This window comes from Acinetobacter genomosp. 15BJ, from assembly GCF_000400715.1.
In the GTDB taxonomy this organism is placed as follows: Bacteria; Pseudomonadota; Gammaproteobacteria; order Pseudomonadales; family Moraxellaceae; genus Acinetobacter.
The window spans coordinates 1034037-1054231 of the sequence record NZ_KE007347.1 but is presented as its reverse complement, the minus strand read 5'-3'; the positions used below and the strand labels follow the sequence as shown (position 1 = coordinate 1054231).

Sequence of the window (20195 nt, the reverse complement as noted above, 5' to 3'; positions counted from 1 at the left end):
TTCACACACATTTAAATTTCGATTTTAATGTGTGCTTTGATGCAGATCATAACGATAGAGATGATGATGGAAAACGTTGAACCGACTACTTCACCAGACAGTTCCGTTGAAAAAAATAAATTCTTAAAAACGAATTTACCTTTGATTATTGGTGCTACTGTTCTTATCGGTAGCAGTTTTTTGCTTGGTTATACTGTCGGCCACCGTCAAGGTTTAACTGTGGTTGGTTATGATGCAGATGCTGAGCAATTGGTAGATGTTGTTCAGAAACAAAAGACCGCATTGGATTCGGTCAGCAAGAGTTTGAATGCAGCTGTTCAAGAGCGCGATATGGCTGTGGGTAATGCGGATGACTTATTCAAAGCAGTGAATCAAGCAAATGCTGACAAGACCCAATTTGAGGGGATGAATACGATTTATCGTGATATTTTGAGACAACGTGGTGGTGTAAGCTTAACCATTCAAAATATGGCAATTAAATCTTTACCGGAAAATGCCTTTGAATATCAGATTGATCTTGTTCAAGTAAGCCCAAATAAACGCCGTGCTTCTGGTTCGGTTGAATTGCGTTTAATTAAAGATACTGAAATTTTAGTTGTGCCTTTAGAAGATAAAAACTTCAATTTCGATGATTTTGAGCGCCTAACGGGGCGTTGGACAATGCCCAAAGGGTTTACGCCTCAATTCATTGAAGTGCGTTTAACAGGAGCTGGCACACCTGTAATTAAACGCTTTAGTTGGCAAAGAGGTAAACCGGTTGATGCAGGTTCTGCTTTCGTGTCGGAAATACCTCAAGCTGAAGCAAATGCTCAATAAATTTTAGATTAAGAACTCAATATGCGAAGATATAAACGTCAAATGAATTTAAGTGAAGTGAAAAATTCTTTTCATCAATCTGGGTTTGTCGATTGGCACTTGAATCCGCGTTTAAGTGATTCGCAAGAGGATCATGAGGGTGAGGTGGTTGTACAAACTGCCCCACCAGAGTTAAAACGACCGCCTTTATATGCGGTCGTGCTAATGAACGATGATTACACGCCGATGGATTTTGTTATTGAAGTGCTACAAAGTTATTTTGGGTTGGACTTCGATCAGGCCAGTCAGGTGATGTTAACAGTTCATTATGAGGGTAAGGGAACAGCTGGTATTTATCCACGTGATATTGCTGAAACAAAAGCAAATCAAGTGAATAACTATGCAAGAGCTCAAGGTCATCCTTTGTTGTGCCAGATCGAACCTGAGCGAGGATAAAAACAAAGCGAAGCTTTGTTCCGAGCGCAAGACGAACAGCTAGGCTGTGAGTAAAAGCGTTAAGATGAGAAAGATTTTTCTCATTCACAAGACCTTGCGCCATGATATGGCTCATATGCTGTGAGTGAAGGGGTTAAGAAAAGCAACGCTCTTGCGGAATTTCATTCCTCATGCGCAAGACGAACAACTAGCTTGTGAGTGAAAGCGTTAAGATGAGAAAGGTGTTTCTCATTCACAAGACCTTGCGCCATCGTATGATTCATATGTTATGAGTGAAATGGTGCAAGTGTTGCTAAAAGCATAAAGTAAAGCTTTTCGAATCGATGGATCAATACATATCTTGTTTTGTGCTAAAAACATGAAACAATATACTGAGCGTGAATATATTAAACTTATGGGTGATTTGTTAGGCTTTAAGCAAGATCATACAGTATTACAATTTTTCATAGGTTTGATATTGTTTCATAAGCGAATAATAAGTTCGCTGTCTTTTTGAACGATTAGATCAGTCTTATTCTCTTTGTAATTGAATTTTTACAACAATACTTTGTTTTGAATCTTGACCAAGATAGTCAACTAATGCTAACAGTAGATTATGAAGCAAAGAGACTTGTAGACGTATATTCAATCACGATTACAGAAGCTCAGCGGATCAAGTCAATAATTAGCTTTTTCATTAAAAGATTTTCTTTTTTTGATAGAGCCCAAGATATAAGGGGGTTACATGCTCAGTCGTCAATTAGAAGTATCGTTACGTTTGGCTGTTAGCATGGCTCGTCAAAAGAGACATGAGTTTCTGACAGTTGAACATTTGTTGCTTGCCTTGCTTGATAACGATTCTGCCGTAAATGCATTAAAAGCATGTGGTGCGGACATCGTTACTTTGCGTAAAGAATTAGAGGAATATGTAGAGCAACATACCCCAAAACTTGGTGATAATAGTGAACAGGCCCCTCATCCAACAGAGAGCTTTGATCGAATTTTGCAACGTGCAATTTTCCATGTTCAATCGAGCGGTGGTGACCGTACGGTTGAAGGTGCAGATGTTCTAGTTGCGATGTATTCAGAACGAGATTCGTTCGCGGTTTATTTGCTTAAACGTCATCAAATTAACCGTTTAACTTTGACTCAATACCTGTCTCATGGCACACGTAAAGATGAGATTCAGGTTGAAGAGGAAGTTGAAGATATTGAAGGTGAAAGTGCAGCTTCAGCAAATGCTGGACCATTAGAGCAATATACACTGAACTTAAATATCGAAGCACAAAAGGGTAAAACGGATCCTTTAATTGGCCGTGAAAAAGAAATTGAGCGTGCAGCACAAATTTTATGTCGTCGCCGTAAAAATAATCCGCTGCTTGTTGGTGATCCAGGTGTAGGTAAAACCTCGATTGCGGAAGGCTTAGCGTGGTTGATTGTAAATGGTAAAGCACCGAAACCACTTGCCAATGCTGAAGTTTATAGCTTAGATATTGGTGCGTTGGTTGCAGGGACTAAATATCGTGGTGACTTTGAGAAGCGCTTAAAACAATTATTGAATGCGTTGAAAAAGAATCCTAATGCGATTTTATTCATTGATGAAATTCATATGATTATTGGTGCAGGGTCAAGCATGGGCAGTACCATGGATGCATCGAATTTAATCAAACCTGCTTTGGCAAATGGCAGCCTACGTTGCATTGGTTCAACCACTTTCCAAGAATATCGTCAGGTATTCGAAAAAGATCATGCTTTGTCGCGTCGCTTCCAAAAAATTGACGTGAATGAGCCAAGCATTAATGAAACAATTGAAATTTTACGTGGCTTGAAAAATAAGTTCGAAGATTTCCATCATGTTGAATACGATGATAAAGCTTTAGTTGCTGCAGTTGAACTGTCAGCTAAATTTATCAATGATCGTTTCTTGCCAGACAAAGCGATTGACGTGATTGATGAGGCGGGTGCACAACGTCGCTTGAAAGCAGAAGTGGATGGCACAACGATCTCAGTTGAGAATATTGAAGATATCGTTTCTAAGATTGCCCGCATTCCACCGAAAACTGTCTCTAAAGATGACAAGTCTGTACTTGAGAATCTGGAACGAGATCTTAAACGTGTTGTATTTGGTCAGGATGAGGCGATTACAGCGCTTGCATCAGCAATTAAATTATCTCGCGCAGGCTTAAAAGCACCAGATAAACCAGTGGGTAGTTTTGTCTTTGCTGGTCCGACAGGTGTGGGTAAAACCGAGGTCACTAAACAACTGGCTAAATTGCTGGGTGTAGAGTTGGTTCGTTTCGATATGTCTGAGTATATGGAGCGTCATGCAGTTTCTCGCTTGATTGGTGCGCCTCCAGGTTATGTTGGATATGATCAAGGTGGTTTGCTGACCGATGCGATCCATAAAAATCCGCATTGTGTGTTGTTGCTGGATGAGATTGAAAAAGCGCATCCAGATGTATTTAACTTGTTATTGCAAGTGATGGATCATGGGGCTTTGACTGATAACAATGGTCGTAAATCTGATTTCAGAAATGTGATTATTGTTCTAACAACCAATATTGGCGCGGAGAGTATTGTTCGTGCAAGTATCGGTTTCACTGAGCAAGACCACAGCGCGGATAACCAAGATGCAATGAAACGAGCATTCTCACCTGAATTCCGTAACCGTTTGGATGGTGTGATTCAATTTAAAGCACTTCCGACTACAATCATCGATTCAGTGGTAGACAAATTCTTGACCGAGTTGCAAGCACAGCTCGATGAGAAACAAGTAGTTCTCGATGTTGATCAAAGTGCTCGTGACTGGTTATCTGCTAATGGTTATGACCGCCTCATGGGTGCTCGTCCGATGCAACGTCTGATCCAAGAGCATTTGAAAAAGCCGCTTGCTGAGATGATTTTATTTGGTGAGCTTGCAGAGCATGGTGGCAATGTTGCAGTTTCTGTGAAAACAGAAAATGGCAAAGACGTCGGCTTAAAATTGGAAGTGTTTGAAGATCATATTAACCCGAGTGCTGAACCTGCTTAATGTTTGAATTGTCTTTTTCGATAACCCAAGTACTTAAAGTATTTGGGTTATTTTTCGTCACAGCGATTGCTGAAATTTTAGGTTGTTATTTTCCTTATCTTATTTTGAATCAAGGGAAATCACATTGGTTGTGGATTCCCACTGCATTAAGCTTAGCGGTTTTTGTTTGGTTGCTTACCTTGCATCCCGCAGCATCAGGTCGTATTTATGCGGCTTATGGAGGAATCTATATTTTTACTGCCTTATTGTGGCTGCGTTATGTCGATCAAGTGATGCTGACACGTTGGGATATTCTAGGTGGTCTTGTAGTTTTGTGTGGGGCTGGCTTAATCATTTTGCAGCCGCAAGGATTGGTGCGTTAGTTTCATTAAGCATGGTATATACCATGCTTAATTTCTGGGATACGAAAAGTAAAGCAATATAAAAATACTAGGTTATGCCTATTATTTCGGTTAAATAAGAGAAGTGCATTATATAGGCACAAAGAGGCTACTTTTATGTCCTCTACAGAAAATTAGGTCGAAAGAATACTGCTACGATTGATAATGATTTTTATTTTCATTGTTACAATCGAGTGTGTTCATGGAATCCTTATTTTCCAGAAGAAAAGTATTTTCTCCCAAATTATTAGTATCAGCGATTTCCTTGGTAATTGGTTCAGATGTGTGGGCAGCAGACACAGCCAATACATTGCCTACAATAACGGTTAAAGCTGAAAATAATCCTGATAGTTATACAGTTCAATCGAGCCGTAGTTCAGCCAAACTTGATTTAAATTTAAAAGATACTCCACAGAGCTTAACTGTGTTTACTCAACAGCAAATAGAGGATCAAAATCTAACAGATATCAGCAGAGTTTTAGAGGAAACACCAGGGGTAAGTAAAAGTCAGCATGGACAAGAAGGCGCTGGCTTTTCAGATTATTATGCTCGTGGTTTTAAGATTAATAATTTTATGCGAGATGGTATTCCAACCAGTGTGGCATCTTTTGGTGGAACTTATAATATTGGTATGGTAGACACGGCTATTTATGACCGTATCGAAATTCTAAAAGGTGCGTCAGGTTTGCTTGGCGGTTCTGGTAATCCGAGTGCAAGTATTAATTATGTACGCAAGCGCGCGACCGAAGAAACACAAGGTTCCATTAAAGTTCAGGCTGGTAGCTGGGAACGATATCGTAGTCAGTTTGATGTATCGGGTGGATTGAATGCAGATAAAACGCTTAAAGGGCGATTGATTGCGGCACATTCGTCAGGAGGTAATCAGCAAGATCGTTATCATAAAGATTCAACCTTACTCTATGGTACGGTAGATTATGATCTCAGTGATCAGACGACATTAACAACCGCACTAAGTTTGCAACAAAATAAAATCCACAATGCTGCACAACATGGTTTTCCATTTGTGAGTGGGGATGGTTTGAAGCAGACGACCTTTGGACCAAGAGATAATCCTGCAACTAACAACTCAAATCTTGCGGTAAATAATTTATATGTAGTATTGGGTCTAGAACATCAATTTAATCCAGATTGGAAAGGGGCGATTAGCTATAGTTATTCCAAGACGGACAGCGATCAAATTAGAAACATAGCAGGCTATACTTTAAATTATCAAGATGAAAAGGGCATCGCCAACGGTACTGACTGGGAGGGTAACCCGATTATCTGATGTGTGCTGAGAAAACAGGAGGTTTTAACTTGGTAAACTATAGACACTCATCAGGAGTTTACCATGAGCAAGAAACAGAAGACTTACACCGCAGAATTTAAAGTTGAAGCAATAAAATTGATTGAAGCCAATCAAGGCAATGTATCGGAAACAGCCAGACAACTTGGCATTTCAATGCAAACTCTTTCAAATTGGAATAATAAAGCAAAGACTGGCACCTTAGCAGGCACTAAACAATATTCACCTGATCTAAATGCCTTACTCGAAGAAAATAAAAAGCTCAAACAACAGCTCAAAACAGCTGAAATGGAACGTGAATTTCTAAAAAAGGCAGCAGCGTACTTTGCGAAAGAAAGTCAGTAAGGTACGCCTATATGAAACAGCAAAGACATTTATTCCCGATTAGCTTTATGGCTAGATTACTTCACGTTTCAGTGTCACGATTTTATGATTGGCTAAAACGAGGCATGAATAAAAGATTGGTTCAGCGAAATCAACAGACAATTTTGGTCAAAATAGCTCATGAGGAAACTAAACAAAGCTATGGCTATATTCGATTAACTAAGCATTTACAAGCGCAAGGTATCAAAATCAGTACGTATGCTGTACGTCAAATAAAAAAGCTCAACCAGCTGTATTGTAAGCGTCATAAGCGTTTCAAAAGAACTACGAAGAGTGATCATAATCGAGCGATCTACGCAAATTTACTAGAGCAACAGTTTTCAATGACTAAGCCCAATCTTGCATGGTCAAGCGATATTACATACATTTGGACTGCTGAAGGTTGGTTATACTTGGCAGCAGTAAAAGACCTGTACACGAAACAAGTGGTTGGCTATAGCTTAAATGAGCGTATGACCGCACAACTTGTTTGCAATGCACTGACTATGGCGATTCGTAATCAAAAACCAACGAAAGGCTTAATTGTTCATTCGGACAGAGGCAGCCAATATTGCAGCCATGAATATCGAAAGATACTGGAAAAATGTGATTTTCAAGGTTCAATGAGCAAACGTGGGGACTGTTACGATAATGCACCGATTGAAAGTTTCTGGGGCATACTCAAGAATGAATTAGTGCATCATTGCAACTATAAAACCAGAGATGAAGCTAAAGCAGATATTACAAAATACATTGTGTTATTTTATAATCAGCGAAGAATTCAAAAGAGTTTGGATTTTAAAACGCCAAATCAAATAGCAGAGAACTTTTATCGGTTAGCTGCCTAGCATATCCCAAGTGAAAGTCTCCTGCTAATTCAGCACATATCAATCTTAAAGCCTGGGGAAATGAGTGTCCATGGAAGTAAATTTATCAATACACCTGAAGTTCATGCGATTGATAGTTTTGTTTCAGGGCAGTTTCAAGCACTTGGTCGTGAGCATGAACTAAGTTTTGGGATCAATGGATATAAAGTAAATGCCAATGATCCTGCATATAAAGTTTGGCAATTTTCATCTAGACCGATCCAAGACTACCATGGTGATGTGGGAGACTATATCAACTTGACGCCTATTGGGCGGACGATAACCGATGAATATCAGATTGGTGGATTTGCCTCGGCCAAACTACAGTTAGCAGATCCAGTAAAACTGATTTTAGGCTCACGTTTGAGTACTTGGGAACGCAAAAATACAGGTACTGAACAAAAACAAAGTAATATCTATACCCCTTATGTGGGTTTGATTTTAGATATAAATGATCAGATCTCTGCATATGCAAGTTATACCTCTATTTTTAATCCATCTACTCGAAAAAATGTTACAGGCCAATTCTTAGACCCAGAAGAGGGAAATAGTGCAGAAATAGGCTTAAAAGCAGAATTCTTTAATCAACGCTTAAATACCAACCTTGCTTACTTCGAAACCAAGCAAGATAATTTTGCTGTTCGGGATGGTGAAAAGTTTACGACCGATGGTGAGTTTGCCTATATTGCAGTGAATGGCGCTAAGGTAAAGGGCATAGAGTTATCGGTTGCTGGTGAATTGAGTCCTTATTGGCATATTTCTGCTGGATATACTTATACAGATGCAAAAGATCGTGATGGAAAAACCTTAACGACAGCTACAGGAAGTTCACTTCCACGGCAGACTCTGAAATTGTTCACAAATTATCAATGGGATAAATTGACATTAGGGGCTGGGGTGAATTGGCAAAGTGATATTTTTGATACACGTGCACGCGGCGTAGCAACTCAGTTTAATCGACAAGATGACTATGTTCTATTGAACCTGATGGGGAGATATCAAATTAATCCAGATCTCAGTCTTGCGATCAATGTTGATAATGTCGGAAATACCGTTTATAAAAGAACGGCAATCAATACTTGGGGGGAGCTACGTAACTTTATGGCAACTCTAAACTATAAGTTTTGATACGAGTGCTTAAATTATAAAATAATCAGATCGCTTTAGATGAATGTTTGGTTCAGGCATGAACATGGTTTTGCCATGCCTGAATTTGAAAATAAAAAACTATACCAAGATATAAGTTGCTGTCATTCCGCATGCTTCAACAAAAATTTCATCATGCGACACCAGTATCACAGCACCGTTAAAAGAACGAATTGCTTGGGCGAGTAACTCACGAGATTCGATATCGAGATGATTTTCGGGTTCATCTAAAAGTAACAACTCAACCGCTTGTTGCTTTAAAGCAAGCAACGCGACTTTTAAGCGTTCACCACCACTTAGGCTGGAGATGGGCATAAGTGCTTTATCTCTTCTAATTTGAAGATTGCCTAATAAGGTTCGCCCATGTTGCTCCGTTAGTTCAGTATCGATATGCTGTAAATATTCAAGTGCCGAAATATTGTCATCGACTAGCGAAAGGGTCTGATCAAGATAAACAGAATTTACTTTGCAATAAATCTCTCCTGTTATTGGCGATATTAAACCTTGAAGGGTTTTTAATAAGGTTGATTTACCTGTTCCGTTTGCACCACGTAAATGTAATTTTTCCCCAGCCGTAATTGCAAGATCAATGAGTTTTGTCTTTGCGTAAGTGAGTTGTAATTGGTGACAACGTAAGATTTCTCCTGACTTTCTGGCTGTATGCACAAATTCGAAAGATTGTGATTTGAGATGTTCTAGTTGGATTTTCTTCTGCTGCAATTCATCTTTTGCATCTGCAAGCTGCTTAATCTGTTGTTTACGTAGATGGGCAAGAGACTGCTCAGACTGTTCCTTCTTGGCATCCAGTAAAATGGGTGCTTGAGATCCTGAAGCCCTTAACTTTTCACCTGTTTTTTGACGTTTTTGGGCTTTCATCTGACTTTGATGTTGCTGCTCTTTCAGTTGTTTTAATTCACGTTTTTCTTGTTGCACTGCATTTGATAATGCTTCAACTTGTAACTGATGCTGCTGCTGATATAGCGCATAATTGCCACCGTAATAATGTATGCCAAACTGATTGAGCATAAAAATGCCTTGTACATGATCCAAAAGCTGTCGATCATGGCTAATGATGAGCCCGCCTGTCGGATGTTGAAACATCTGCTGGATCAACCATTCTCGTCCCCGTGTATCTAAGTGATTACTGGGTTCATCTAGTAATAGATAATGATCTTTGAGTAGAAATAAGCGGCATAGTGCGAGTTTGGTTTTTTGGCCTTCACTCAAATGCTGAATAGGGGTATCAAGATCTATCGGTAAATCCGCACCTTGCAAAAGCTGTTGCCATTCTGTTGGTAAATGCCACAGATGTTCAACTTGGTCATAATCGGCAAAAGATGCAGTACCGTGTTGGATACGTTCAAAGCATTGGTGTAAATCCTCAATATGCAAAGCTTGAGCGATTGTATCTGCTTGAACACGCTGAAGCTGAGCCAGATATTGATGTGAACGTTGCCAAGAGATCTGACCTGAGTAGGGCAACTCTGCTATTGTTTGCGCTTGCAGAATAGACATGAGCAATGATTTGCCTTGACCATTGCGTCCGATCAGTCCGGTGAACTGATGCAGGGGAAGCTGGAAATTCAGATGGTCAAACAGTTTTTGCTGGGCTAATTCAAGGGATAAGTTGAAAACAATACATGCCTGCTGAGTCATAAGAAACCTCATAAACAGGATATGCAAAATAGAGATCGAGATAAGTTTTAGAATAAAGAAGCGCTAAACGATAGCTAAGTCTATTTTGCACATCAAAAAGAAAAATGAACTTTGATGATGGAAATAGAACTTACTTCATTGGCGTGATCTCAAATTGGTTTATTTTTACACTATTCTATGGGGGAAATGGCAAAAGGTCAAACTTTGAGATTTTGAAGCGATGATTAAAAAAACATAAAAAGTACTTGTCAAATGCTGAAATAGTGCGTAATTTAATAGTTAGACACCGTTTTTTAGATATTTGAAATAAATATGTTAAAGCATACTGTAAATACCAACGCATACTTTTACTTTTGGCAATATTGATCGTTGCCTGATGCGTTTCGGGCAGCAAAAGGGTTGCCCAACCAGTTAATACCTGATCGGCAACACCGATCAGGTTTTTTTATGCTTTAACAATCATGATTTTAGGAGAAATACCATGTATACATTTAATTATTCATATTTTAGCAAGATTTCTTGGTTTTACTTTGCAAAAAAATCAACATCGCTTAGATCACACTTGCTCAAATAAATGATAGGACTGCGAAGAAGGCCAGTCCAAAGGAATTGAAAATGAATGCTTTAAATACTGCTTTGACACAACCACAAACACATACAAAAGAATCAATGCTTAGCTTGCCATCACAACTCAAAGCGCAGTATCCCTTGTCTGCAACTTTAGCGCAGCAAATTTCAAAACATCGTCAAACGATTCAGAATATTTTATCTGGACATGATCATCGCTTAATGGTGATTACGGGTCCTTGCTCGATTCATGATCCTATTGCAGTACTCGAATATGCTGATCGCCTACAACAATTACAAGAACAGGTCAAAGATCAGATTTTCCTTGTTATGCGTGCATACATCGAAAAACCGCGTACCACAGTGGGTTGGAAAGGTTTCTTATATGATCCAAATTTAGATGGATCATCAGACTTACAACTCGGTTTAGAAAAATCCCGTGCGCTTTACTTGCAGCTAATCGAGAAAGGTTTGCCAATCGCAAGCGAAATTTTAAGCCCAATGGCAACAGGATATTTTGATGATTTATTGGCTTGGGGTGCCATTGGTGCACGTACTAGCGAATCTCAAATTCATCGTGAAATTGCCAGTCATATGCCGTATAGCATTGGTTTCAAAAATGGTACAGATGGGTCGATTCAAATTGCTTTGGATGCGATTCAATCAGCACTGCATGGTCATCAATTCTTAGGGATGACTCAACAGGGGTTACCAGCAATTTTGCATAGTGAAGGTAATCCATTACCGCACTTGATTTTACGTGGTTCAAATCATGGGACTAACTATGATTTAGCTTCGATTCAAGCGATGCATTTCAAACATAAACAATTACCTGCACTGGTAATCGATTGTAGTCATGGTAATAGTGGTAAAGATCCATTATTACAGCCTCAGGTTTTACAGCAAATTATTGCAGAGCGTACTGAATCGAAAGTGCGTGGTGTAATGATTGAAAGTCATTTAGTTGATGGCAATCAAAAAATTTCTTGTGATATGACCTATGGCCAGTCGGTCACAGATGGTTGCCTAGGTTGGGATAAAACTGCACAAGTGTTGTTGGATGTTGCTGAGAAAATGCGACATAAAAAATAATGTATCAAAAAGCCAGTCTTTAGACTGGCTTTTTGATACATGCAGAATTAAGCAGCTTGGATGGATTGAGCTGCAAGAAAATGACCAATCTCTTGGCTGAATTTTCTAGGTTCAGTAATCAGTGGTGTATGTCCAGAACGTTCAAAATAAATCGCTGTAGCATTGCTTAAGCTTTCAGCAATCAATGTTTGGCCAGTTTCTGGGTAAAGCGTAGATTCACGACCAATAAAGAAGGTGGTTGGGCAACTGAGTTGACTGATGGCTTCACGATAGTCTTCATTATGATTAAGATAATTTTCGACATACCAAAGTAGATAGTCTAAACGCTGAATTGGCAGTAAGTATTTTTGCAGGAATGGACGGTTTAAAGCGAGCTTGAAAATTTTAGGACTATAGTTATTGCTGCCTTGCAGTTCAATGAAATCACCCCATAAGCTGACTAGCTTATAGCGGATATCATCGGGTAAGTCTTCTAGTTTCTGAGCATGTTTATAATCGAGTAATAGCGTTTGAATCTCAAGTAATAGATTTTTAAATTGAGGATGCTTTGGACCAAATAAACCATATTGCCAAGAATCATCAACCGCAATTTTAGGCGTTTGATCAATATGCAGATAGGCCTTAAGTTTCTCGGCTAAGCCGCCATGCTTCATGCCATGCATGGCTGTGGTTGCACCCATGGAATAACCCATCAAGATGAATTGATCGAGCTTTAATTGTTGGATCAGTGAGTCTACATCATTCCAATGACTTGAGATTGCATCGAGCTCGGGAATCGCACAATTCTTTGAACCACCAAAACCACGCCAGTCGGGAATGATAAATTCATATTGTTTGCGGTTGGCAAATAAGAAAGGCAACCATTGCCAGCTTTGCATGCCCAGTCCGGATAAGACGAGCACAGGTTCGCCTTCACCAACGCGTCGCACAAATAATTTTTCTTGATCGGACATGCTATAAAACGGCATTATTTTTCTCCACTATTGTTGGCTTCTTCAAACTTTTTCAGTTGAGGAATCATTTGTTCCAACCATTTTATCCATTCATCTTCCTTAATGATACCAAGTTCCAGAATCATCTTATGGATAAACAAAACGCGATTGGTTGGTTCGTTATCTTTAAAATCTTTATCATGAATGGCTTGATAAAGGCTTAATTTTTCCTTATGTAACGACAAATGGCGTTCTAATTCAGGCAAAATATTATTGCCACCGAGTTGAGCTTCTGCTCTTAGCCTGACCATGAGGTCATCACGCAATTGCGCGGGTTCACTTTGTTGTTCAATCCATGAAGCCAGTTGTATTCTTCCAAGTTGTTCAACTTGATAAGTTTTTTTACGGCTGTTGGCAGCTTGTTGTTCTAATGTCGAAATCCATCCTTTTTTCAGCATCCCGTTGAGTTCACGATAGATTTGCTGATGAGTCGCATTCCAAAAGAAGCCCATTGAACGGTCAAAGCGACGAGCCAAGTCAAAACCTGTACTTGGTTTTTCCAATAAGCTGGTCAATAAAACATGGGCGAGTGACATGATGTTCCATAATAAAAAATGACTCATCAGAATTATGCAATATGTTGCATAAAAATCAAATCTTGTTTATAACTTTATGCAACAAGTTGCATTAGCTAGCAGAGTGCGAGCCAAAGGAGAAACCATGTCAGCTTATCCACATTTATTAAAGCCACTTGATTTAGGCTTTACCACCTTAAAAAACCGTGTCTTGATGGGGTCTATGCATGTTGGCTTAGAAGAAGCACCTCAAGGTTATGAGCGTATGGCCGCATTCTATGCAGAGCGTGCCAAAGGTGATGTTGGATTAATCGTAACAGGCGGTATTTCTCCAAACGATGCAGGTCTTACGTTTGCACATGCATCTAAGCTGGATAGCATCGCAGAAGCAGAAAAACATAAAGTAATCACCCAAGCGGTACATGATGCGGGTGGTAAAATCGCGATGCAGATTTTACATACAGGGCGCTATTCTTATCAGCCTGAGATTGTTGCACCTTCTGCGATTCAGGCACCGATTAACCCAATTAAACCAAAAGCATTAAGTTCAGCTGAAGTACAGCAAACCATTGATGACTTTGCCAACTGCGCCAAGCTTGCACAATACGCGGGTTATGATGGTGTTGAGATCATGGGGTCGGAAGGCTATCTGATTAATGAGTTTATTGCGGCACGCACCAACCACCGTGACGATGAGTGGGGCGGTAGCTACGAGAACCGTATCCGTTTCCCGATTGAAATCGTAAAGCGTACCCGTGATTTAGTCGGTGAAAACTTTATTATTATTTATCGCTTATCGATGCTGGATTTGGTTGAAGGGGGTTCAAGCTTAGAAGAAGTCATTCAACTGGCGAAAGAAATTGAAAAAGCTGGTGCAACCATTATCAATACAGGAATTGGCTGGCACGAAGCGCGTATTCCAACTATTGCAACCAAAGTACCACGTGCTGCATTTACATGGGTTACAGAGAAACTCAAAGGTGAAGTTTCGGTTCCATTAATTACCTCGAACCGTATTAACACACCTGAAATGGCAGAACATGTATTGGTTTCTGGTCATGCAGATATGGTGTCTATGGCGCGCCCAATGCTGGCTGATCCTGAGTTTGTATTAAAAGCCAGTGAAGGCCGTAGCGATGAAATCAATACTTGTATTGGCTGTAACCAAGCCTGTTTAGATCATATTTTCTCAATGAAAATTGCTACTTGCTTAGTCAATCCACGTGCTTGTTACGAAACGGAACTTATTTTTAAAGAAGCCAATGCGGTTAAAAATATTGCAGTGATTGGTGCAGGTCCAGCAGGCTTGAGTTTTGCAGTATATGCAGCAAGTCGTGGGCATAAAGTTAAAGTTTTTGATGCAAGCAATCAAATCGGTGGTCAATTCAACATTGCCAAGACTATTCCAGGTAAAGAAGAATTCTACGAAACTTTACGCTACTTCAAACGTCAAATTGAATTACAGCCGAATATTGAGCTGGTACTGAACCACACAGCCACTTATGAAGAACTTAGCCAAGCAGGCTACGATGATATTGTGGTTGCAACAGGCGTGACGCCGCGTCAATTGCAATTTGAAGGCATCGATCATCCAAAAGTGTTGAGCTACATTCAAGTATTGAAAGAGCGTGTATCAGTAGGCAAGCGTGTTGCCATTATTGGTGCGGGTGGTATTGGCTTTGATACGGCAGAATATTTAACCCATGAGGGTGATAGCGGTAGCTTAAACCCTGAAAAATTCTATGCGGAATGGGGGATTGATACTTCTTATGAACATGTGGGTGGCTTAAAACCGGCTGAGTTAGAAAAGTCTGAACGTGAGATTTACTTATTGCAACGAAAGAGCGCGTCTGTTGGTGCGGGTCTGGGTAAAACCACAGGCTGGATTCATCGTACAGGCTTAAAACATCGCGATGTGAAAATGATTGCTGGTGCAAGCTACGACAAGGTCGATGATCAAGGTTTACATATTACCGTTGATGGTCAAAGTCGTGTGCTTGAGGTTGATAATGTGGTGATTTGTGCCGGTCAAGAATCGTATACCGCAATGTTTGATCAGCTTAAAGCGGACGGTAAAAGTGTTCACTTGATTGGTGGCGCCAAGGAAGCGGGCGAGTTAGATGCAAAACGTGCAATTCGCCAAGGTGCTGAGTTAGCAGCAACGTTGTAAACATGCTAGGGAGCACTTTCTATTGAGGAAGTGCTCCTAACTTATCCATTAAATCTCAAGGGAGAATAACAATGACATTGGAAAATACAAAACAAGCTTTAGAAAACTGGCATCAGATGATTAAAACAGGTGACCTATCCAACTTAAATGATTTATTGGCTGAGGATGTGGTATTTCGTTCACCAGTTGCTTACAACCCTTATGAAGGAAAACACGTGGTTTTCTTTATTTTGACCAATGTGATTCAGGTGTTTGAAAATTTTACCTATCATCGTGAATTTTACACTGAAGATGGTGAAAATGTGGTGTTGGAATTCAGTGCCAATGTTAGTGGTAAATCATTGAAGGGCATCGATATGATTCGTTTTAATGAACAAGGAAAAATCATTGATTTTGAAGTGATGATTCGCCCGATGAGCGGTTTGGCGGCATTGGCAGAGAAAATGGGTGCACGATTTGCCAAATATCAACCAAATTGATGTCTACAAAATAGCCTAAGTAATATTAAGAGAATTCAAATGTGGTTAAAACTTTCAACTTTTGCATTACTGCCTATATTAGTCATACAGGGTATGAAAGTTCGTAACAATACACCATGTCTTTTAGAAGCAAGTGGCGACCGCCACGGCATCATTGGTCAAGGTCAGCCACTTTCTTTACTTATTCTTGGTGATTCGGCAGCGGCGGGTGTTGGTGTTGAAACCCAGCAACAGGCTTTGTCGGGAGCGATTATTGCTGAGCTGCAACATGAATATCAGTTGCAATGGAAATTGCATGCTAAAACAGGCGATACCACGCAACAGGTTTTTCAAGCAGTACAACTATTAGAGCAGCAGTGCTATGATGTTGTTATCACTTCAATTGGTGTCAATGATGTAACTAAACTGACTTCTGCAAAATCTTGGCTTAAACAACAAAAACAGCTATTCACTTATATACAGAATCAGTTTCAACCTAAACTCATTATTGTATCGGGTGTGCCGCCAATGCAGCATTTTCCGGCTTTGCCTAATCCTTTGGCTTGGCTATTTGGAAAATATGCAGAACAAATGAATCAAGCATTACAACAATGGCTGGCACCACAATCTCAATTTCGATTTATTCAATATGATATTGAAGCTTTTCAAGCAATGGATTTGCCGATGGCAAGCGATGGTTTTCATCCAAGCAAAGAAATCTATGCCATCTGGGGACAACAGGTCGCAACTTTAGTGCGACAAACATTTACTCATGCTTAGATAGAGGCGGTTATTGAATATGGGTATATCTGCTTTAGACAAAATTAAAATGTTAGGCTCAGAGCTCCTTGATTCAGTGCTCGGTGCTGAGCAACCCAAAATGTACTATGACCCGAAAGGGAAAATTAAAGATGTTTTGGAAAAATTACCGCAGTTAAAGCAAAAATATCGACCTACGCCTTGGCTCAGTAATACGCATCTACATTTATTGTATTTTGATGTGATTCGTAAGAAAACCATTAAACTTGAATATGACCGCGTTGATCGTTTGATTATGCAGGATGGAGGCATCACTGCAGTTGCGTGGTATGGATATGACCTCCCTGCCGAAACACCTACCGTTGTGATTATGCATACTATTACAGGGACACCTGAAAGTATGCGCGAACTGGTCAAAGATTTGCATGAATATAATGGTTGGCGAATTGCACTGTGTTTGCGCCGTGGTCATGCAGGATTGCCAATGCCAGTGCCTCGTATTTCGCTTTTTGGTTCAACCAGTGATCTGAAAGAACAACTTGCGCATATTCAAAACCTGTTTCCACAATCCGATCTATATGCCGTTGGCTCTTCAGCAGGTACGGGGCTCTTGGTACGCTATTTAGGCGAGCAAGGGGTAGATACGCCATTCAAAGCTGCTTTTGCAATGTGCCCAGGATATAACACAGAGATTGGCTTTAAAAATGTGCATCCTTTTTATAGCAAAATGATGACCAAGAAGTTATTTAAATACTTTATTTATCCTTATCAGAACACATGGAATCAAATTGCATCTGTAGAAAAAGTGCTGACGACTACAAGCTTGGAAGAGTTTGAAAAAGAATATTTTGAAATGGCTGGATTTCAGGATTACCAGAGTTACTGCCAAGCCATCAATCCGATTTATGTATTTGAGAATGTCAAAATTCCACTGATGATTCTGAACTCGGAAGATGACCCAGTCTGTTCAATTAAAAATTTGGAACCCTATAAAGATCAGATCCAGCAAATGGATAATATTGCAGTTGTAACGACCAAAAAGGGAAGTCATTGTGGTTTTTATGAAAGTTTAACAGTGAAATCTTGGGCCTCACGCTTGATGGCCGACTTTTTTAAAAACTACTAATCTATAGACACAAAAAAGCCAGTTGAAAGCAACTGGCTTTTTACGATTCACGAATGAATTAGTTGTTTAAAGCAGGTGTTGCGGCAGCGATTGCAGCAGCGACAGCGTCATCTTCACTTTGAGCTGGTGTAGATGATTTTGCAGCTTTCACTGGTTGTTCTGCTTTAGGCTGTTCAGTCTTTGCTGGCTTCTGTTCAGCTTTTACAGGTTTAGGCTCTTCCGCGCGTGGAGCTTCAGTTGGTGTTGCTGCAGGCGTTTCTGTTTGAGCTGGACGAGTCTCACGACGAATTTCGGTCGTTGTATTTGGTGTTTCTTCACGCGTTGTTTCTACAACAGGCGCTGGAGCTTCATGTTTATCGACACTTTCTAAAGATTCGAACTCTTGGATTTTTTCAGGCTCAGGCTGGGTTTGAGTCTCAGTTGCTGCCTGTTCTTGCTGCTCTTCGTTTTTGGGTTCTTCTTTTTTCACACAAGCAGTTAATAAAAGACCAGTCGCAAGTGCTGCACAAATTAAAAGTTTTTTATTCGCCATTGCTAAAACAACATATTAAAAAAGGACAGCAGCAATTATAACAGTAAATCTATGTGAAGAAATCACTACGTATTGTTGAGTTTGTTGATATTTTATAAATGCTTGCAATTAAGCAGACGAGCAGCAAAGAATTTAAAAGTGAAGAATGCAAGATTTTTGGTAGAGCTTTAAGTGTTTTTGGCCTGTTAATCGTAATTTATGGATGAAAAATCCACAAAACCCATAAATTTCTATCGAAAATGCTGATAGAATAACCAGTTGTTTATAGTTCTTTGAATTGATGCGGTTTGACTTTGCTTTATAGGGGCAGAGTACAGTAAAATTGCCCAACATTGTAGGCCGATTTCGGCTCGATTGTACGAGAAACTCAATGACCCATTTTATTTTTGTCACTGGTGGTGTGGTTTCATCACTAGGTAAAGGTATTTCTGCTGCTTCTGTTGCTGCACTTTTGGAAGCTCGTGGCTTAAAAGTCACTATGGTAAAAATGGATCCATACATTAATGTCGATCCAGGTACCATGAGCCCATTTCAGCACGGTGAAGTTTTCGTCACAGAGGATGGTGCTGAAACTGACTTAGATTTGGGATATTACGAACGTTTCTTACGTCGTGCGAAAATGACCAAACTGAATAACTTTACCAGTGGTCGCGTATATCAAGACGTTTTAAATAAAGAACGTCGTGGTGACTACTTAGGCGGTACGGTTCAAGTTATTCCACATATTACAGACAACATTAAAGAACGTGTACTTCGCGCAGGTGAAGGTTACGACGTTGCAATCGTTGAGATTGGCGGTACAGTTGGTGATATCGAATCACTTCCATTTATGGAATCAGTCCGTCAATTGATGGTAGAGCTTGGTCATAAACGTACTATGCTTATGCATTTAACGTTGTTGCCATATATCAAATCTGCGGCTGAGTTAAAAACCAAGCCCACTCAACATTCTGTGAAAGAACTTCTTTCAATTGGTATTCAGCCAGATATCTTAATCTGCCGTACTGAATATGATGTTGACGTTGATACTAAACGTAAAATTGCATTGTTCACAAATGTGGAAGCGCGTGCCGTTGTGGTATGTAAAGATGCGAAAACGATTTATCAAATTCCACGTACGTTCTACGAGCAAAACGTTGATGACTTGATCTGTGAGCGTTTTGGCTTTAATGACCTTCCAGAAGCAAACCTTGAAGATTGGGACAACGTTGTTAAAGCATTACTGAACCCTGAATACACAGTTCGTGTTGCAATGGTAGGTAAATATGTTGAACTTCCAGATGCTTATAAATCTGTGAATGAAGCACTTTTACATGCGGGTATCCAAAACCTTGTCAAAGTTCAGATTGATTATGTCAATGCTGAAGAGCTTGAACAGCAAGACATTAGCGTTTTAAGTACAGCTGATGCGATCTTGGTTCCAGGTGGTTTTGGTGAGCGTGGTACTGAAGGCAAAATGAAAGCTATTCAATATGCACGTGAAAACAAGATTCCATTCCTTGGTATTTGTTTGGGTATGCAATTGGCTGTGATTGAATATGCGCGTAACGTTGCAGCGATGCCAGAAGCAAGTTCAACTGAATTTAACCGTTCAACGAAATACCCATTGATTGGCTTAATCACTGAATGGTTAGATGAGCGTGGCGAATTACAACAGCGTAGTCTTGAGTCTGATCTAGGCGGTACCATGCGTTTAGGTGCACAAAAATCAGAATTGGTTGAAGGTACGAAGACGCGTGAAGTGTATGGTAAAGCTGAAATCACTGAGCGTCACCGTCATCGCTATGAAATGAATGATCGTTTTATTCCAGCACTTGAACAAGCAGGAATGAAAATTTCAGGTTATTCATCAGTACAACATTTAGTTGAAACTGTAGAAATTCCTGAACATCCTTGGTTTATTGCTGTACAATTCCACCCGGAATTTACAAGTTCACCACGTGATGGACATCCATTATTTGCTAGCTTCATCGAAGCTGCAAAAAAACAGCATCAAAAGTAAGTAC

General features: G+C 39.9%; 17 protein-coding genes and 1 pseudogene. 14 read left to right on the top strand and 4 right to left on the bottom strand.

What is annotated here, in order from left to right; all coding sequences use genetic code 11:
- Positions 1-66 precede the first annotated feature (66 nt).
- The 8 genes and pseudogenes from F896_RS09195 to F896_RS09230 all read left to right on the top strand — a co-directional run bounded on the left by F896_RS09195 (position 67) and on the right by F896_RS09230 (position 8304).
- On the top strand, positions 67-816 hold the full coding sequence (locus tag F896_RS09195) for a DUF6776 family protein (RefSeq protein ID WP_016163832.1): 750 nt from the start codon (positions 67-69) through the stop codon (positions 814-816).
- Positions 817-837: 21 nt separating this feature from the next.
- Complete coding sequence (gene clpS / locus F896_RS09200) at positions 838-1251, top strand: ATP-dependent Clp protease adapter ClpS (protein ID WP_016163831.1); 414 nt, start codon at positions 838-840, stop codon at positions 1249-1251.
- A 519-nt stretch (positions 1252-1770) separates the two neighbouring features.
- Positions 1771-1919, top strand: a pseudogene (locus F896_RS21440) (ATP-dependent Clp protease adaptor ClpS); the annotation flags it as partial.
- A 56-nt stretch (positions 1920-1975) separates the two neighbouring features.
- Positions 1976-4261, top strand: a complete 2286-nt coding sequence (clpA, locus tag F896_RS09205) for an ATP-dependent Clp protease ATP-binding subunit ClpA (RefSeq protein ID WP_004806787.1) — start codon at positions 1976-1978, stop codon at positions 4259-4261.
- Complete coding sequence (locus F896_RS09210) at positions 4261-4623, top strand: YnfA family protein (RefSeq protein ID WP_005204046.1); 363 nt, start codon at positions 4261-4263, stop codon at positions 4621-4623. The genes clpA and F896_RS09210 overlap by 1 nt, the downstream gene beginning before the upstream one ends.
- Before the next feature lie 220 nt (positions 4624-4843).
- A complete protein-coding gene (locus tag F896_RS09215; protein WP_016163830.1) occupies positions 4844-5929 on the top strand; it encodes a TonB-dependent siderophore receptor in 1086 nt (361 codons plus the stop codon).
- Positions 5930-5992: 63 nt separating this feature from the next.
- Positions 5993-7158, top strand: a protein-coding gene (locus F896_RS09225; protein ID WP_085940850.1) for an IS3-like element ISAba21 family transposase whose coding sequence is annotated in 2 segments (ribosomal slippage) — positions 5993-6251 and positions 6251-7158 — 1167 coding nt in all. Because the reading frame shifts where the segments join, the coding sequence is not laid out codon by codon here.
- Positions 7159-7218: 60 nt separating this feature from the next.
- The gene (locus F896_RS09230) at positions 7219-8304 is read left to right on the top strand and encodes a TonB-dependent siderophore receptor (RefSeq protein WP_016163829.1); all 1086 of its coding nucleotides are present in this window, start codon (positions 7219-7221) and stop codon (positions 8302-8304) included.
- Positions 8305-8403: 99 nt separating this feature from the next.
- Here the strand turns inward: F896_RS09230 and F896_RS09235 are convergent, their stop codons facing one another.
- Positions 8404-9978, bottom strand: coding sequence for an ATP-binding cassette domain-containing protein (locus F896_RS09235; protein WP_016163828.1), 1575 nt, complete (start codon positions 9976-9978; stop codon positions 8404-8406).
- Between the two features lie 615 nt (positions 9979-10593).
- Between F896_RS09235 and F896_RS09240 the strand changes: the two genes are divergently transcribed.
- Positions 10594-11637 carry a 3-deoxy-7-phosphoheptulonate synthase gene (locus F896_RS09240; RefSeq protein WP_016163827.1) on the top strand — a complete coding sequence of 348 codons (1044 nt, stop codon included), beginning with the start codon at positions 10594-10596 and terminating at the stop codon, positions 11635-11637.
- Positions 11638-11684: 47 nt separating this feature from the next.
- Here the strand turns inward: F896_RS09240 and F896_RS09245 are convergent, their stop codons facing one another.
- Together F896_RS09245 and F896_RS09250 are read right to left on the bottom strand one after the other, a co-directional pair.
- On the bottom strand, positions 11685-12605 hold the full coding sequence (locus F896_RS09245) for an alpha/beta fold hydrolase (RefSeq protein WP_016163826.1): 921 nt from the start codon (positions 12603-12605) through the stop codon (positions 11685-11687).
- Positions 12605-13165: a PadR family transcriptional regulator gene (locus F896_RS09250; RefSeq protein ID WP_016163825.1), complete on the bottom strand. Its 561-nt coding sequence runs from the start codon at positions 13163-13165 to the stop codon at positions 12605-12607. Before F896_RS09250 ends, F896_RS09245 begins: the two co-directional genes overlap by 1 nt.
- A 124-nt stretch (positions 13166-13289) precedes the next feature.
- On the opposite strand from F896_RS09250, the gene F896_RS09255 reads away from it, so the two are divergent.
- From F896_RS09255 to F896_RS09270, 4 genes are all read left to right on the top strand, one after another.
- Positions 13290-15314 (top strand): NADPH-dependent 2,4-dienoyl-CoA reductase, encoded by a 2025-nt coding sequence (locus F896_RS09255; protein ID WP_016163824.1) that lies wholly within the window; start codon positions 13290-13292, stop codon positions 15312-15314.
- Positions 15315-15385: 71 nt separating this feature from the next.
- Positions 15386-15793 (top strand): nuclear transport factor 2 family protein, encoded by a 408-nt coding sequence (locus F896_RS09260; RefSeq protein ID WP_016163823.1) that lies wholly within the window; start codon positions 15386-15388, stop codon positions 15791-15793.
- Between the two features lie 39 nt (positions 15794-15832).
- Positions 15833-16552: an SGNH/GDSL hydrolase family protein gene (locus tag F896_RS09265; protein WP_016163822.1), complete on the top strand. Its 720-nt coding sequence runs from the start codon at positions 15833-15835 to the stop codon at positions 16550-16552.
- Between the two features lie 19 nt (positions 16553-16571).
- Positions 16572-17657, top strand: coding sequence for a YheT family hydrolase (locus tag F896_RS09270; protein ID WP_016163821.1), 1086 nt, complete (start codon positions 16572-16574; stop codon positions 17655-17657).
- 58 nt (positions 17658-17715) lie between these two features.
- On the opposite strand, the gene F896_RS09275 is transcribed toward F896_RS09270, so the two are convergent.
- Positions 17716-18189 carry a hypothetical protein gene (locus tag F896_RS09275; protein ID WP_016163820.1) on the bottom strand — a complete coding sequence of 158 codons (474 nt, stop codon included), beginning with the start codon at positions 18187-18189 and terminating at the stop codon, positions 17716-17718.
- Between the two features lie 370 nt (positions 18190-18559).
- On the opposite strand from F896_RS09275, the gene F896_RS09280 reads away from it, so the two are divergent.
- Positions 18560-20191 carry a CTP synthase gene (locus tag F896_RS09280; protein WP_016163819.1) on the top strand — a complete coding sequence of 544 codons (1632 nt, stop codon included), beginning with the start codon at positions 18560-18562 and terminating at the stop codon, positions 20189-20191.
- The last annotated feature ends 4 nt before the right edge of the window (positions 20192-20195 follow it).